This is a genomic window from Agrobacterium sp. 10T429 (genome assembly GCF_056393925.1).
Window position 1 is genome coordinate 191,296 of the sequence record NZ_JBFTGV010000009.1, and the last position, 16,278, is coordinate 207,573.

The window sequence follows — 16,278 nt, forward strand, 5'->3', positions numbered from 1 at the left end:
GGACTAGCGCGAGAATAACGGAGGAGAGGTTTTCAGCAGCCGATTACCGCCTCTTCTTCGCCTTGCTCTCGAATGGATTGTCCGAGCCACGATAATGCACGCGGATCGGCACGCCCGGCATGTCGAAATCCTTGCGCAGACCGTTCACGAGGTAGCGCGTGTAGCTCTCCGGAATGGCTTCCGGTCGGGTGCAGGAAATCATGAAGGCCGGAGGGCGCGCCTTTACCTGCGTCATGTATTTCAGCTTGAGGCGGCGGCCGGAAACGGCCGGCGGCGGATGCTGCGTGGTCTGCGCATCGAGCCAGCGGTTGAGCTTGGCGGTCGAGATGCGGCGGTTCCAGATCTTGTCGGTATCGATGATGTTCTGCATCAACCGGTCAAGGCCATAGCCCGTCTGGCCGGACATCGGCACGGCGCGAATGCCGCGGGCCTGCGGCAGAAGCCGCTCGGTCTTTTCACGCAGATCGGCCAGAAACGCCTGCGGATCTTCAACCAGATCCCATTTGTTGAAGGCAAGCACGGCGGCGCGGCCTTCGCGGATAACGAGATCGACCAGCTGCAGGTCCTGCTTTTCGAACGGAATGGTGCTGTCGAACACGATCACCACCGTTTCGGCGAAACGAATGGAGCGCAGGGAATCCGCGACCGAGAGCTTCTCCAGCTTCTCCGTCACCCTGGCCTTGCGGCGCATTCCGGCCGTGTCGAACATCTTGATGGTGCGGCCGCGCCAGTCCCACTCGACGGAAATACTGTCGCGGGTAATGCCCGCTTCCGGGCCGGTTAGCAGGCGGTCTTCACCAAGGAAACGGTTGATGAGGGTGGACTTGCCCGCATTCGGTCGGCCGATGATGGCGACACGCAGCGGCTTGGTCTCGTCATAAACAGGCTCTTCTTCTTCCTCTTCCTCGCTGCCGGGCTCAGTGCGCGGAAGAACGATATCGGTCTCCGCCTCATCCACTTCAGGCGGGAAGGCAACGTCTTCGCCGATCGCCTCGACGATGGCGTCGCGCAGGTCGATCATGCCCTGGCCATGTTCGGCCGAGATGGCGCACGGATCGCCAAGACCGAGCGTAAAGGCATCGTAGAAGCCCGCATCGGAACCGCGCGCCTCGGACTTGTTGGCCACCAGAACCACCGGCTTGCCACGACGGCGCAGCATTTCGGCCAGCGTTTCATCGGCGGGCGTCAGGCCTGCCTTGGCGTCAACGACAAAAAGGGTCACATCGGCTTCGTCGATCGCCGCTTCGGTCTGCGCCCACATGCGGCCCTGAAGCGTCTCCGGCCCGGATTGCTCCAGACCGGCGGTATCGATGATGGTGAAACGAAGGTCGACAAGCTTCGCGTCGCCGGGGCGGCGGTCACGGGTCACGCCCGGCGTATCGTCGACAAGCGCCAGCTTCTTTCCGACCAGACGGTTGAAAAGCGTGGACTTGCCGACATTGGGGCGCCCGACTATGGCGACGGTGAAGCTCATTGATCGTTAATCCTTGGAGGTGGGAAAGCCGTGTTAGACAGCTTTGCCCGAAGCAGTGATATTGTCGAGCATGATCTGCGCGCGGTTCGTCACATTGCGTGGCGCCTGCGCGTCGCTGACGATCTGCTCGAACCATTGTTTGGCCTTGGTGAAATCGCCAGCCTTGTAGGCGGCAAGACCAAGGGCTTCGCGAGCCGATGCACGCATGGTCTGGCCTTCGCCGCTCAACGGCTCCGCAAGTGCAACGACCTGATCATACGTACCGTTGTCAACCAGCAGCCACGCCGCGCGCACCTTCGCCGTATCGCGGAAGACCTGCGGGGCAGACGTGTCGTTGCCGATCGCGGTGAAGGCAGCGATGGCGCCGGCCGCGTCGCCCTTCTGCGAAAGCAGCGTCGCAGAACGGAACTTCGCCAGTACCGGATAATTGCCATGACCGGAGGTTTCAAGATCGGCAAAGGCCTTCAGCGCTTCGTCCGTCTTGTTGTCGGAAGCAAGCTTCAGCGCCGCAATGAACTGGTCGCCGGAATTGGAAGCGCGGCTGGTGTTCCAGTATTCGTAGATGCCAGCACCGGCGGCGCCCACAACCACGAGAACGGCGGCGCCAACGACCACGATACCGTAGCGGCCCCAGAAACGGGAAAGCTGCTCGGAACGGATCTGCTCGTTCACTTCGCGGATAAAGGTATCATTTTCGTTTGCCATCAAATTCTCCGTTACCCGCGCGGAGATCGTCGCCGATCCATCCGTTCGCGGACATACCAAGCCGCTTACCCGGGTCAGCAAAAGTCCGGCCGACGGGTCATGGTCGGCCTTCTAGCCTATTTTGCCTGATATGTAAGGGGGAAACGTTGATTTCCTACATGGCGATGGGCTGAACGCCGATCAACCATTCGTGCAGTTTCAGGATGAAAGCGCCCCAGAGAACGATGCCGCCGACGATGGCCACCAGATCGTAACGGCCCGAGACGAAGGGACGGACCACTTTTTCACCCGCTCTTTCCCGGCGCTTCAGCGAAATCCGCATCACTACACCCCAGGCGAGGAACGATGCAAAGAGAAGAATCGAAGAGGTCTCTCCATTCGCCAGAAGATGGGCGAGCGCCCAGATCTTGACCGCCAGAATGAGCGGATGTTTTGTTCTGGTTGCGATGTGGCCAGCCGGGATGAGGCTGGCGATAAGACAGATCATCGCGGGCAGCATCAGGGTCACGGCGAGGTGGCTCGTCCAGACCGGCGGGTTCCACAGAACGCCGGTTTCCTGTCGCGCCTCGCCAAACGCATAGATGACGAGACCGAGCGTTATGAGGCTTGCGAGAGAATAGACGCCCTTGAACGGTCCTTCTCCCATCTTCGCGATCATCTGCGCGCGAAATCGCGGCGCAAACACCTTCAAAAGATGCGTCAGGAAAAACAAGGCAAGACAGAGTACGAGAAAAAGCATGGAACACGGTCCCCCGGTGGAACGGAATGCGGCCTCATTACCGCGACGCAGAAAAGGAATTAGGCTGAAAGACGTAAAAAAGCCAGTTTATTCAAAGCTTCGCCTTATTCCACCCGCAAAAGGCAGCGGTGTTTCACATGACGGATGCCTGATGTTTCGCCCATTGACTGCTTTTTCCCTGTCGCTATGCCTTGCCCTTCCCGCTTTTGCCGAAAATGCAGAGAAGCCGAAGCAACTCGTCATCGTTTCTTTCGACGGTGCGGGCGACAATTCGCTGTGGGAAAGAAGTCGTGCGACGGCGAAGGAGGTCGGCGCGCATTTCACCTATTTCCTTGCCTGCACGCTGGTGATGGACCGCAAGACCAGCGCTAAGACCTATCAGGGCCCCGGCCAGAAGGCCGGGCGCTCCAATGTCGGCTTTGGCCAGTCGCCGGAAGAGGTGGAGACGCGGCTGCGCAACATCTGGTCGGCCTATCGCGAAGGTCACGAAATCGGCAATCACACCTGCGGGCATTTCGATGGCGGCCAATGGACCGCCGAGCAATGGGACGGCGAGTTCACCACCTTCACCAGCACGCTGGAAAATGCCTGGCAGATGATTGGCAAGAAGGGTGAAGAACCCGAAGGCTGGCGCGACATGGTGAAAAACATCAACGGTTTCCGCGCGCCCTATCTTTCGCAGGGGCCGGCGCTGACCGCGGCTCAGAAGAAACACGGCTTCGTTTATGACGCCACCAGCATCACCAAGGGACCGGAATGGCCGGTGGAGCGCGACGGCATCGAACATTTCGGTCTGCCGCTGGTTCCGGAAGGCCCCGGCAATCGCCCGATCATCGCCATGGACTACAACCTCTTCATCCGCCACTCCATCGGCATCGAGACGCCGGACCGCGCGCAGGAATTCGAGGACCGCGCCTATGCGGCGTTCCGCACCGCTTTCGACAAGCAGTATAATGGCGAACGCATCCCTCTGCAGATGGGCTTCCATTTCGTGAAGATGAATGGCGGCGCCTATTGGAACGCCTATGAGCGGTTGCTGCGCGAAGTTTGCCGCAGCGACGATGTTGCTTGCGTGAGTTACGCCGAGGCCATGCCGATCATCAAGGCGCGCAGGAAGCAGAAGACAGAGGGCTAAGGTCCCCGGATACAATGCAAAAGGGCGGCCAGTCGGCCGCCCTTTTTGTTTTCCGTCAGGGCTTGTTGGCCGCCAGCTCTCCGGCTTCCGCTTCCCGCTGAAGATAACGCTCGTCGATTTCAGGCAGGGGCTTGTCATCGATCGCGGCCTCGAAAGCCACAAGACGTTTGTGGATGGACAGCAGCTCGATGATCGTGGTCCAGGAATTGACCAGATACTGGAACGAATTACTGACCTGACCGAAGGCCGTGGCGATCTGCTGGTAGATACCATAGGTGATCTTGCCCGCCACTATGGTGGGAACAAGCATCAGGAGCAGGAACACGGCATCGGCCTGAATGTAGAAATACCGCGCGACGTTGAAGTAGAGGTAGTGCCAGTACATGCGGAAATAGTTTTTCCGCACATTGGAGTAAAGCTCCTTGACAGTCGGCGGCTGGGCGCGGTCGGCGTGATCCTCACCGTAGACCAGTTCCTTGCGATAGGCCGCTTCCACACGCTGGTTGCGGAAATTCAGGCCGGGCAGCTTGATGCCGACCGTCGCCAGAAGCACGGTGCCGAACACGGACCAGACAATCGCCAGCCAGAACAGCGCGTGCGGCACTTCGCCAAGGATCGGCAATTCGGAGACGTAGGACGACAGCGCAAACAGGATCGGCAGAAACACAACAAGCGTCATGACCGAATTGATCAGGGTAATACCCAATCCCTCCAGCGTGGAGGAGAACCGCATCGTATCTTCCTGAACGCGCTGCGAGGCACCTTCGATGTGGCGCAGCTTTTCCCATTTTGACATGTAGAAGTCGTTCATCGCGGTGCGCCAGCGGAAGATGTAATGGCTGGTGAAGAAATCCGTGAGGATCGACACAGCCATGCTGAGAAAGGCGATCTTGGCGAAGACAATCTGAAGACTGTAAAAATCCCAGACTTCGATACCCGGCTGTTTTGACAGCGCATTTTGCAGGAGATCGCCGAAAGGCCGCCGGAAATTGTTGATGACGACGGAAATCTGAACGCCGAAATAGGTCACCGCGATAATCAGCAGCGATCCCCATATGGACCAGAACTTCCAGGGGTGATCCTTGGCGAGAACGGTCCAGACAGCCCCGAACAACACCAGGCACAATGCCAGATAGGCGTAGAAGAACAGATTGGCGGGAACCAGAAAATAGCTGAGATCGTAAGGTTCTTGCTCGGGCATCACGTAGCCCCAAGACCTGCCTAGCCCTTCAACGATGAAGTACCATCCAAGAATGGCGACAAAAGCCCAGACGATGGCGGAGGTGAAGAACAATTTAGGTTTGGGAAAGAAAGAATGAAACACGTTTCGAACTCACGCGCGTTTGAAGTCAGCCATTATTGGCGAAGCACTAGATGGCCCGAACCTAGGGCAGAAATTTGTGCACAGCAACGAAGAAGCGACGACCTTAACAAGATGTAAGGCGCAAACGGCGGATCGATCCCGCAAGGAACCCCTGAAATCGCCCCTTGTGAGGCGCGAAATGCCCGGGCGGATTTAGCGCCGCCGCTCCGTGGCGAGAACCGGCAGCATCAGGAGAATGCTGGCGACAAGCACGGCAGAGGCGAGAATACTTGGTGCAGTAAAACTTCCCGTCACCTCGGCAATCCAGCCGGCGGCGAGTGGTCCGACGATCTGTCCAGTACCGAAGGCTGCCGTCATCAGGGCAAAGGCGCGGCGTGGGCTTGGGCCTGCGAATTCCCGGCCGAGCTGAAGGCCATAGGCGGTGATGACCATGAAGGTCAGCCCCAGAAGCAGACCGCCGGCAAGCACGCCCGGAACGGGTGGCAGCATGACGGAAGCGAAGACGCCGACGGCTTCCACAGCAAGCACGATCACGAAAGCGCGCTTCAGCCCCTGCGATTTCAAGACTGGCTTCCAGAGGAAAAGCGAAATGGCGGCGGCACATCCCGTCACGAACCAGGCCAGAAACTCCACGAAAGCGCCAGCAGCAGCCATGCGGGCAATCGCAACAATGAAGGTGGCGGTGATGACGTAACCGAAGCCGAACAGCCCATAGGCGAGCGTCGTCAGAAAGAGCGGCTTCGTCCATTTGAGCGGCGGCTCCGACAGCGCAGAGGCATGCCGGGGTGGCCCGGCGGGCATCACCCGCCAGACGAGAAGAAACGTAGCGAAGGAAAAGACGGCACCGGCAATCCACTCCTCCCGCCAGGAGGCACCGCCGCCATCAAAAACGACGCCGATGAGATAGACCACAAGCGAGGAAATCGCGATGCCGGCACCGACGCCGCCATAATGCAGCGCCTGAATATGGTCCTTGCCGGCTTTCATGGCGTGGCCGATGACGATCTGCGACGTGAAGATCATGGTCATCGCACTGGCAACGCCGGCGAAAAACCGGATCAGGGTGAAGGCCGCAACGGAGTTGAAGGCGGCCATGGCAAGCAGCAAGGCGCCCGTGGAAACCAAGCCGCAAAGGGCGACCAGCCGTTCCCGTCCCGAGCCCCATGAATAGGCGGCGAGAACCGCCCCCGCGAGATAACCGGCGAAATTTCCAGCCGCAACAATCCCCGCATCCCCCGCCGATAGCGGAACATCAGCCATCATGCCGGGAAGAATGGGGGTGAAGGAAAAACGGCCGAAGCCCATGGCGGACGCCATCATCAAGGCGCCGGCGAAACCGAGTGCAGTCAGATGTTTGGGGGAAAGTGGCTTGTCGATGCTCATGTACGGCTTATCGCAACCGCACTGCCACGGAACAAGCGAGTTATTTTGATCGGCAGCATAAGCCGTCTTTGTTGGTACGAGATGCAAGATCCCGTCGCCTGCGCATCCCCTCACTCAACCAGCGTCAGCACCAGCGGGCCGTTCTTCGTAGCAACCACGGTATGTTCATACTGCACGGTCGGCGCGCTCGGATCGCTATAGAGCGTCCACGGATCGTCGTCGCCATCTTCGGCCCAATAGGCACCCGTCGACAGGAAGGGTTCAACGGTGAAGACCATGCCCTCCTGCATGATGCGCCGCTCACCCTTGTCCGGCCAGGTCGCCAGTTCCTTCGGCTCCTCATGCAGGGAGCGGCCAATGCCGTGGCTCGCCAGATTGGTGATCAGCGTGTAGCGGTTCTTTTTTGCAAAGGAGCCGATGGCATTGCCGATATCGGCAAAGGGCCGACCGGTTTTCACCTGCTGCAAGCCCGTCCACATGGCGCGCTTGCCATCGCGGCACAGCCGCTCGATCTCCTTTTTCACCGGCGGCACGGCGAAAGACGAACCCGTATCGCCGAAGAAACCGCTCTTCACCGCCGAGACATCGATATTGACGAGATCGCCCGCCTTGATGATGCGCGGGCCGGGAATGCCATGCGCAACCTCTTCGTTGACGCTGATGCAGGTCGCGCCGGGAAACTGGTAGCAGAACTCCGGCGCCGATTGCGCGTCGTTATCCTCCAGTACCTTTCGGCCGATCGCATCCAGTTCGGCCGTGGTGATACCGGGTTCCAGCGCATCCGCCATGGTCTGCATGGCCACGGCGCAGATGCGACCGATATCCTTTAGCAAAACCAGTTCTTCGTCGGTGGAGATGACCATGTTTCTGTCCGTCGTTCTAAATGGCGAGTCTGAAGACGCCCGCCTTGGTAATAATCAGGCCGTGGCTTTCACCGGATCGGCACTCCCCGTCAATTCTTTTCTGACAACAGGCGCGACTTTCGTACCATAAAGCTCGATGCCGCGCATGATCTGGTCATGCGGCATCAGGCCGATTGCCATCTGCAACAGGAAACGGTCGTTCTTGAAAACGCCATGCGCCTTGATGATCTTTTCCGCCACCAGCTCAGGTTCGCCAAGGAAGAGGTTGCCCTCCGGCCCACGCGCCGCATCGAAATGCGCGCGGTTTGTCGGACCCCAGCCGCGCTCGCGGCCGATGCGGTTCATCACCTCTGCCTGCGGTCCGTAAAACTGGTCCGCTGCCTTGTCGGTGGTGTCGGCAATGAAGCCGTGCACGTTGATGCTGGTGCGCAGCCTGGTCTTTTCCTGCCCCGCCCGGCGTGCAGCTTCGTGATAGAGATCGAACAGCGGCGCGAAGCGGCGATATTCGCCGCCGATGATGGCAAGCGCCACCGGCAGCCCCATGGCGCCGGCCCGCGCCACCGATTGCGGCGTGCCGCCAACCGCGATCCAGACCGGCAGACGCTCCTGAAGAGGACGCGGATAGACCCCGCGCCCATTGATGGCGGGGTGTTTGGTGCCGGACCAGGTGACGATTTCGTTCTCGCGCAGCGCCAAGAGCAGATCGAGCTTTTCCGCAAACAGCACGTCATAGTCTTCGAGGTCGTAACCGAACAGGGGGTAGGATTCGATGAAGGAACCGCGCCCGGCCATGATTTCGGCTCGGCCGTTCGACAGGAGATCGACGGTGGAGAATTGCTGGAAGACCCGGACCGGATCATCCGAACTCAGAACCGAGACAGCGCTCGTCAGGCGGATATTCTTCGTCTTCACCGCCGCCGCCGCAAGCACGGTGGAGGGTGAGGACGCGACATAGTCCGGGCGGTGATGTTCACCCAGCCCAAACACATCCAGTCCGACCTGATCGGCAAGCTCGATTTCCTCAAGCAGTTCGCGCAGCCGGCGCGCACCTTCCGGCCCACGGCCATCGGCGGGGTTGGGATTGACATCCGCAAAAGTGTAAAGACCGAGTTCCATAGACGATACCTCTGTTTGATTGTCTGAGAGATAGGCACGGACGGCCCTTCAGACAAATGCAAAATCTGGCGTAAAATCTGGATGCTTAGCTTCGAAAAAGTGGATGGGCGCCGGCGCATTATGCCCCATGCTGGCCTCCCCCGAAATCGCGCCCGAAATCGCGATTGCCAGCCCGCCCCCTTTGGGCATAACCTGCTTAAATATGTGCGAAGTAATGCAAAAAGGGGAAAGCATGCATCGGACAGTTATCGTGACAGGCTCCACAAGTGGCATCGGCCTTGGCATCGCACAGAGATTTGCGAGGGAGGGCGCGAATATCGTGCTGAATGGCTTCGGCGACGAAGACGAAATTGAAAAACTCCGCCTCTTGCTGGAAGCCGAAAGTGGCGGGCGTGTGCTCTACCACCCGGCAGATATGACGAAACCGGACGAGATTGCCGATCTTATCAATTCCGCGCATGAAAAGCTTGGTTCGGTCGATGTGCTCGTCAACAATGCCGGCATTCAGCACATCGCTCCGATCGAGGAGTTTCCGACGGAAAAGTGGGATTGGATCATCGCCATCAATCTGACCAGTTCCTTCCATACGATGCGCGTTGCGATACCGCTGATGAAGAAGGCCGGCAAAGGCCGTATCATCAACATTGCCTCTGCCCACGGTCTCGTCGCCTCGCCGTTCAAATCTGCCTATGTGGCAGCCAAGCACGGCATCATGGGCCTGACGAAGACGGCGGCGCTCGAGCTTGCGCAGACGGGCGTCACCGTCAACGCCATCTGTCCCGGTTATGTGCTGACGCCGCTCGTCGAAAAGCAGATACCGGAAATGGCCAAGGTGCGCGGCATCAGCGAAGAGGCGGTGAAGAACGACGTGATGCTGGAATTGCAGGCGACAAAGCAATTCGTCACCATCGATGACGTGGCGGCAGCGGCGCTGTTTCTGGCAAGCGATGCCGCCAGCAACATTACCGGCACGCATATTTCCGTCGATGGCGGCTGGACAGCGCAATAATCGATGACATCTCTTTCCGTTTTGGAAACAATGAATTGCCAAAACGGAAATCGATATGCGCGCGCGGGCGTGCATAGTTAGCAGATTGGGAACCGGCTCAACCGGACAAAAAGCAAGGCAGTGCATGAACGACGCGATCAGCTTCATCCTCAACAGCGAAACCATTTCGCTTAAGGGTTTCGGACCAACAGACACGCTTCTCGATTATCTCCGCCTTCAAAGACGGCTGACCGGGACGAAAGAAGGCTGTGCTGAAGGTGACTGCGGCGCCTGCACGGTGTTGGTCGGGCGGCTTGTTGATGGCTCGCTGCGTTATGAAGGCGTCAATGCCTGCATCCGCTTTTTGGGCTCGCTGCATGCAACCCATATCGTGACGGTGGAGCATCTGGCCGGCCGCGATGGCACGCTTCACCCCGTGCAGCAGGCAATGGTGGATTTCCACGGTTCCCAATGCGGTTTCTGCACGCCGGGCTTCATCATGTCGCTCTACGGCCTGTGGCTTGCCAGCGAAAACCCGTCCCGCGCCGATATTGAAAAGGCGCTGCAAGGCAATCTCTGTCGATGCACGGGTTACGAGCCGATTGTGCGGGCTGCCGAAAAGATTGCAGCCGCCCGCCCGAGTGCGCTGTTCGACCCGCTGCAACGCGACCGCACCGATATCATGGCAAGGCTCTGGGCGATCCGCGCCAATGAGACCATTACGGTCACCCGCGGCGAAGATCGGACCATCATCCCGGCAACGCTTGCTGAATTGACCGATATCTATGCCGCCGAGCCGAAGGCTACCATCGTTGCCGGTTCCACCGATGTCGGCCTGTGGGTGACAAAGCAGATGCGGGCGCTTAACCCTGTCATCTTCATCAACAACCTCGGCGATCTGCAGGGTATTGCCGTGGATGAGAACGGCGTGACGCTCGGTGCCGGTGTCACCTACAGCCAGGCCTTCAAGACCATTGCAGAACATTTCCCGCCGCTTGCCCGGCTGTTCGATCGTCTTGGCGGCGAACAGGTGCGCAATATGGGAACCATCGGCGGCAACATCGCCAACGGTTCGCCCATCGGCGACACGCCCCCGGCCCTGATCGCGCTCGGCGCCACGCTCACCTTGCGCTCGTCTCCCGGCAGCCGCACCTTGCCGCTGGAAAGCTATTTCATCGATTATGGCAAACAGGACCGGCTGAGCGGCGAATTCGTCGAAAAGCTCTTTATTCCATTCCAGAAACCCGAAAGCCACTATGCCGTCTACAAGATTTCAAAGCGGCGCGACGAGGATATCTCCGCTCTCTGCGCCGCCTTCCATCTGACGCTCGAGGCCGATGGCACGGTCGAAGACATCCGCGTCGCCTTTGGCGGCATGGCCGGCACGCCGAAACGCGCCGCACATCTGGAGGCGGCACTTCTCGGCAAGCCCTGGTCTCAGGAAACGATCGATGCGGCGCGCGATGCGCTGGACGATGATTTCACCCCGCTGACCGACTGGCGCGCCACCGCCGAATATCGGCAACTGACGGCCAAGAACCTGCTGACACGGTTTTTCCTCGAGACATCAGGGGAAAAGCAGGAACTTGCCCGCTTCTCGCTGGAGGAGGCTTGAACCATGGACACGACAAGCTTCGATAAGACCAAGACCGAAATCGACGGCCCTGTACACGCCTCGCTCAGGCACGATTCCGCCCATAAACATGTGACGGGCGGCGCCGAATATATCGACGATATTCCCGAACCCGCCGGCCTCGTTCACGGCGCGCTTGGCCTTTCCGACCGGGCCCATGCCGAAATCGTCTCGATGGACCTTTCCGAAGTGGAAGCTGCGCCGGGCGTGTTATGGGTGATGACAGGCAAAGACGTGCCCGGCGAAAACGACGTCTCCTCCGGCGGGCGTCATGACGAGCCGCTGCTGGCCGAAACGAAGGTTGAATTTCACGGCCAGCCGATCTTCGCGGTCTTCGCTGAAAGCCGCGATATTGCCCGCAAGGCCGCCCGCAAGGCGAAAATCGTCTACAAGGACCTGCCGCATTTCACCGATATCGACACGGCGATTGAAAATGGCGGCGCGCTCGTCATCGATCCGATGACGCTGAAGCGTGGCGATGCGAAGCTCGAAATGGACGTGGCACCCCGCCGCCTGACCGGCACGATGCGGATCGGCGGGCAGGAGCATTTTTATCTCGAAAGCCACATCGCCATGGCCGTACCGGGCGAGGACGATGAGGTGACGCTGTGGAGCTCCACCCAGCATCCAAGCGAAATCCAGCACATTGTCAGCCACATATTGCAGGTACCGTCCAATGCCGTGACGGTTCAGGTGCGCCGCATGGGCGGCGGTTTCGGCGGCAAGGAAACGCAAGGCAACCAGTTCGCAGCTCTTTGCGCCATTGCCGCCAAGAAGCTGAACCGGGCCGTGAAAATCCGCCCCGACCGCGACGAAGACATGACCGCCACCGGCAAACGCCACGATTTCCGCGTCGATTACGAGCTAGGCTTTGATGAGGAAGGCCGCATCCACGCCGTTGACGCCACCTATGCCGCCCGCTGCGGTTTTTCCTCTGACCTTTCCGGCCCGGTCACCGACCGCGCGCTCTTCCATGCGGATTCCAGCTATTTCTACCCGCATGTGCACCTCACCTCGCGGCCGTTGAAAACCCACACCGTCTCCAACACCGCTTTTCGCGGTTTCGGCGGCCCGCAGGGCATGCTCGGGGCTGAGCGTTTCATCGAGGAAATCGCCTATGCCGTCGGCAAGGACCCGCTCGATGTCCGCAAGCTCAATTTCTATGGCGAGACCGGTTCGGGCCGCACCACAACCCCCTATCATCAGGAGGTCGAGGACAACATCATCGCCCGCGTCGTCGAGGAATTGGAAGCCTCCAGCGAATACCGCGCGCGCAGGCAGGCAATTGTCGAGTTCAACAAGACCAGCCCGATCATCCGCAAGGGCATTGCGCTCACCCCGGTAAAATTCGGCATCTCCTTCACCATGACCGCCTTCAATCAGGCGGGCGCGCTGGTGCATATCTATAATGACGGTTCGATCCACCTGAACCATGGCGGCACCGAAATGGGCCAGGGCCTCTACACCAAGGTGGCGCAGGTGGTGGCCGATGCCTTCCAGGTGGATATTGGCCGGGTGAAAATCACCGCCACGACCACGGGCAAGGTGCCCAATACGTCGGCAACAGCCGCCTCGTCCGGTACGGACCTTAATGGCATGGCCGCCTATGACGCCGCCCGCCAGATCCGGGAAAGGCTCATCAAATTCGCCGCCGAGAACTGGAACCTGCCGGAAGAAGAGGTTGTCTTCCTGCCAAACCGGGTGCGCATCGGGCTTGAGGAAATTGCCTTCAACGATTTCATCAAACGAGCCTATTTCGCCCGCGTCCAGCTTTCCGCCGCCGGTTTTTACAAGACGCCGAAAATCCATTGGGATCGTGCCGCCGGCCGCGGCACGCCGTTTTATTATTTCGCCTACGGCGCGGCCTGTTCGGAAGTGTCGATCGATACACTGACCGGCGAATACATGATGGAGCGCACCGATATTCTCCACGATGTCGGCAAGTCGCTAAACCCGGCCATCGATATCGGCCAGGTGGAAGGCGCCTTCGTGCAGGGCATGGGCTGGCTGACGACGGAGGAATTATGGTGGGACGGCAAGGGGCGGCTGCGCACCCACGCTCCCTCCACCTACAAGATCCCGCTTGCCTCCGACCGGCCGAAGATTTTCAACGTTCAACTGGCGGAATGGTCGGAAAACGCCGAGCCCACCATCGGCCGCTCCAAGGCCGTGGGCGAACCGCCTTTCATGCTGGCGATCTCGGTTCTCGAAGCACTCTCCATGGCCGTCGCGTCCATCGCCGACTACAAGGTCTGCCCACGCCTCGATGCGCCGGCAACGCCCGAGCGGGTGCTGATGGCGGTGGAACGGTTGAAGAAGGTGTGAGGGGAGACATAATGACGTCCCTCTCCCGCTTCCTCGCCAGCTCCGGACCTGCAATCCTCGTGGAAATCGAGGCCGTGAAAGGGTCATCGCCGCGCGAGGCGGGAACCTTCATGCTGGTAAGCCGGAAGGCGCTGTGGGAGACCATCGGCGGCGGGCAGTTCGAATATATGGCGATAGACCATGCCCGTGCCATGTTGAAGAACGGTACGACCGAAGACGGCATGGATATTCCGCTCGGCCCCGAAATCGGCCAGTGCTGCGGCGGCCGCACCCTGCTCCGCTTCCGGCTGGTAACGCCGGACATCGCGGCAGCACTCGAGGCAAGGCTTAAGGCTGAAACCGAGCAGCAGCAGGCCGTCTTCATTTTCGGGGCGGGCCATGTCGGCAAGGCGCTGACAGATGCTCTGTCGCTTCTGCCTTTGACACTGACCGTGGTGGAAACCCGTGAAAACGAGTTGCGCGATCTTTCAGCCGGTGTCGTATCCGTGCTGACCCCCATGCCGGAAGCGCTGATCGCGAAAATTCCCGTAAACGGCGCTGCGATCATCGTCACCCACGATCACGCACTCGATTTCCTGATTGCAAAGGAAGCGCTTGCCCGCGACGATCTCGCTTATGTCGGCATGATCGGCTCGAAAACCAAACGCGCCACCTTCGCCCATTGGCTGGAGCGGGGGGGAGAACCCGCCACCCGCCTTCAAAAACTCATCCTGCCGATCGGTGGAAGTAGCGTCAGGGACAAGCGCCCCGCCGTCATAGCGGCCCTTGTGGCAGCCGAGTTGCTGCAAGCATTTTCCGCTGCCGAAACCCGTCGCACCGAAAATCAGCGCGGCCATCCTCAAGACCAAGATCACGCCTGATCCCGTCGGGCAGGCTTTCATCTACCAGATTATCCGGTCGAAGGCTTTCAAGGGAAAACCGTTCCGCGGTCCGCAGACCCGCGCGCAGGCGGGACCACGCGCGCAAGAGTGCTGTGCGCATGTTCGTCTCCATTTAAAAAATGTCAGAAGCTCAGTTGATGAATTGAGCTAAAAATGCTCTGTTTTCAGGATAAAAACCAATGAAACCTTTGGCAGTTGGCATAAAGAGAACTTATCCATAAAAATGTCCCGCCAGTTCCCCCTGAATGCCCTGCGCGTGTTCGAAGCCGCCGCCCGGCATCTCAGCTTCACCAAGGCCGGTGAGGAACTGGGCATGACGCAGACGGCGGTCAGCTATCAGGTGAAACTGCTGGAAGAGAATGTTGGCGAGCCGCTCTTCATCAGAAAGGCGCGGCAGGTTGTGCTGACCGAGGCCGGGCAGAAACTGGCGCCGAAAGTTGCGGAAGCCTTCAACACTTTACGGGAGGCCGTCGACAATGTCCGTGACACCTCTGACACCACCCTGACCATTCACTCCACCGCGACTTTCGCATCGCGCTGGCTTTCGCGGCATCTGGGAGCTTTCCAGCTTGAACATCCCTCGATCGCCGTGCGGCTCGACACATCAAGCGCATTGATCGATTTTACGCAGTCCGATTGCGATGTCGCCATCCGCTGGAGCAGCGACGATGGCAAAGGACTGATCTATCATCAGTTGCTGCGGGGCGTTTACACGCCGATGCTGCATCCGAACCTTGCCGAAAGCATCGGTGGATTGAAAAAGCCGGAGGATCTTCTGCGCCTGCGCATCATCGATCCGGGTGACATCTGGTGGAGCCAATGGTTCCGGGAAGTCGGCATCGAAAATCCGGGCCTCGACCGTTATCCGCGCAGCCGCCTCAGCGTGCAGGCTTTCGAAGCCGCAGCGGCAATTGCCAGCCAGGGGGTAGCCATGCTCACCCCTGAACTTTATGCGGACGAGATTGCCCTCGGCCGCCTTTATCAACCCTTCGAGCACCTCAGCAACGAAGGTAAGAACTACTGGCTCGTCTACCCTGAAAACCGCAGGAACATTCGCAAGATAAGGCTGTTTCGCGACTGGATACTGAAGCGGATCGACGAAAACCGGCCGCAAACATCTCAATACCCCATATCAGGCGCATAAAAGCAGCGCGGCGTGTCCTCGTCCGGGAACAGACAGAGATGATATTCTCCATCCTCGGATCGTCTTGCCTCACGCTGCGACCAGCTGAAGACATGGCGCCGCGTCACCAGACGATGATCGCCGGGCGCAAGCGAGACCTCGTAACCATCCTGCGTGACACGAACACTTCGCGTAGGGATCATCTGGCAATCGCCGGTTTCGGCGTCGCCATTGCAGCAGTAGCTTTCATATTTGAACCCCTTGTGGGATTCATGCGCAAGCGCCGTGGCGTTGAACGCCATCAGCAGGAAAAGAACTGTCAGAACAAGGCGCATCGGCACGGTCTCCGTTGAAAACAACGGCGGCTGCCGGAAGGTCATTGCGTCACTTCATTCAAAATCCAAGCATAAACGCATACCCGGACGCAACGGCACCGGGAACTGCAACACCTGCCCCTGATCTGCCCCCGCCCCCAGGGTTCGCAGCACCCGCTTTCGGAATGAACCGCCAGCGAAAACATGTCATTGAAGCCCTGCGCCTCTGACCGAAAACCGGAAAGAACATGCGCAACATAAATGTGTCAGAGTGC

The 16,278-nt window shown here is 59.4% G+C and carries 14 protein-coding genes; 6 read left to right on the forward strand and 8 right to left on the reverse strand.

Features of this window, described 5'->3' with window-relative positions; translation table 11 throughout:
* Window positions 1–43: 43 nt before the first annotated feature.
* The 3 genes from der to AC1DCP_RS19920 form a co-directional block, all read right to left on the reverse strand.
* Window positions 44–1,474 (reverse strand): ribosome biogenesis GTPase Der, encoded by a 1,431-nt coding sequence (der, locus tag AC1DCP_RS19910; RefSeq protein WP_003513631.1) that lies wholly within the window; start codon window positions 1,472–1,474, stop codon window positions 44–46.
* Between the two features lie 33 nt (window positions 1,475–1,507).
* On the reverse strand, window positions 1,508–2,179 hold the full coding sequence (locus AC1DCP_RS19915; RefSeq protein WP_013636645.1) for a tetratricopeptide repeat protein: 672 nt from the start codon (window positions 2,177–2,179) through the stop codon (window positions 1,508–1,510).
* Between the two features lie 154 nt (window positions 2,180–2,333).
* On the reverse strand, window positions 2,334–2,918 hold the full coding sequence (locus tag AC1DCP_RS19920; RefSeq protein WP_003513633.1) for an NnrU family protein: 585 nt from the start codon (window positions 2,916–2,918) through the stop codon (window positions 2,334–2,336).
* A gap of 151 nt (window positions 2,919–3,069) precedes the next feature.
* Here AC1DCP_RS19920 and AC1DCP_RS19925 point away from each other — a divergent pair, with 151 nt between their 5' ends.
* A complete protein-coding gene (locus AC1DCP_RS19925) occupies window positions 3,070–4,053 on the forward strand; it encodes a polysaccharide deacetylase family protein (RefSeq protein ID WP_013636647.1) in 984 nt (327 codons plus the stop codon).
* A gap of 55 nt (window positions 4,054–4,108) precedes the next feature.
* Here the strand turns inward: AC1DCP_RS19925 and sbmA are convergent, their stop codons facing one another.
* The 4 genes from sbmA to AC1DCP_RS19945 form a co-directional block, all read right to left on the reverse strand.
* Window positions 4,109–5,377 carry a peptide antibiotic transporter SbmA gene (sbmA, locus tag AC1DCP_RS19930; protein WP_003513636.1) on the reverse strand — a complete coding sequence of 423 codons (1,269 nt, stop codon included), beginning with the start codon at window positions 5,375–5,377 and terminating at the stop codon, window positions 4,109–4,111.
* Between the two features lie 192 nt (window positions 5,378–5,569).
* Window positions 5,570–6,760 (reverse strand): MFS transporter, encoded by a 1,191-nt coding sequence (locus AC1DCP_RS19935; RefSeq protein ID WP_065687127.1) that lies wholly within the window; start codon window positions 6,758–6,760, stop codon window positions 5,570–5,572.
* A gap of 110 nt (window positions 6,761–6,870) precedes the next feature.
* Window positions 6,871–7,623: a type I methionyl aminopeptidase gene (gene map, locus AC1DCP_RS19940; protein WP_003513640.1), complete on the reverse strand. Its 753-nt coding sequence runs from the start codon at window positions 7,621–7,623 to the stop codon at window positions 6,871–6,873.
* 54 nt (window positions 7,624–7,677) lie between these two features.
* Window positions 7,678–8,739, reverse strand: a complete 1,062-nt coding sequence (locus AC1DCP_RS19945; RefSeq protein WP_003513642.1) for an LLM class flavin-dependent oxidoreductase — start codon at window positions 8,737–8,739, stop codon at window positions 7,678–7,680.
* 232 nt (window positions 8,740–8,971) lie between these two features.
* On the opposite strand from AC1DCP_RS19945, the gene AC1DCP_RS19950 reads away from it, so the two are divergent.
* The 5 genes from AC1DCP_RS19950 (at window position 8,972) to AC1DCP_RS19970 (ending at window position 15,710) form a co-directional block, all read left to right on the forward strand.
* On the forward strand, window positions 8,972–9,748 hold the full coding sequence (locus tag AC1DCP_RS19950) for a 3-hydroxybutyrate dehydrogenase (protein WP_025594214.1): 777 nt from the start codon (window positions 8,972–8,974) through the stop codon (window positions 9,746–9,748).
* Between the two features lie 124 nt (window positions 9,749–9,872).
* Window positions 9,873–11,342, forward strand: a complete 1,470-nt coding sequence (gene xdhA / locus AC1DCP_RS19955; protein ID WP_112153290.1) for a xanthine dehydrogenase small subunit — start codon at window positions 9,873–9,875, stop codon at window positions 11,340–11,342.
* A gap of 3 nt (window positions 11,343–11,345) precedes the next feature.
* Window positions 11,346–13,685 (forward strand): xanthine dehydrogenase molybdopterin binding subunit, encoded by a 2,340-nt coding sequence (gene xdhB, locus AC1DCP_RS19960; protein WP_065687124.1) that lies wholly within the window; start codon window positions 11,346–11,348, stop codon window positions 13,683–13,685.
* Window positions 13,686–13,696: 11 nt separating this feature from the next.
* On the forward strand, window positions 13,697–14,545 hold the full coding sequence (gene xdhC, locus AC1DCP_RS19965) for a xanthine dehydrogenase accessory protein XdhC (RefSeq protein ID WP_065687123.1): 849 nt from the start codon (window positions 13,697–13,699) through the stop codon (window positions 14,543–14,545).
* Window positions 14,546–14,783: 238 nt separating this feature from the next.
* Window positions 14,784–15,710: a LysR substrate-binding domain-containing protein gene (locus AC1DCP_RS19970; RefSeq protein ID WP_003513655.1), complete on the forward strand. Its 927-nt coding sequence runs from the start codon at window positions 14,784–14,786 to the stop codon at window positions 15,708–15,710.
* Here AC1DCP_RS19970 and AC1DCP_RS19975 read toward each other — a convergent pair.
* A complete protein-coding gene (locus AC1DCP_RS19975) occupies window positions 15,686–16,024 on the reverse strand; it encodes a hypothetical protein (RefSeq protein ID WP_003513656.1) in 339 nt (112 codons plus the stop codon). The genes AC1DCP_RS19970 and AC1DCP_RS19975 overlap by 25 nt on opposite strands.
* Window positions 16,025–16,278: the final 254 nt, after the last annotated feature.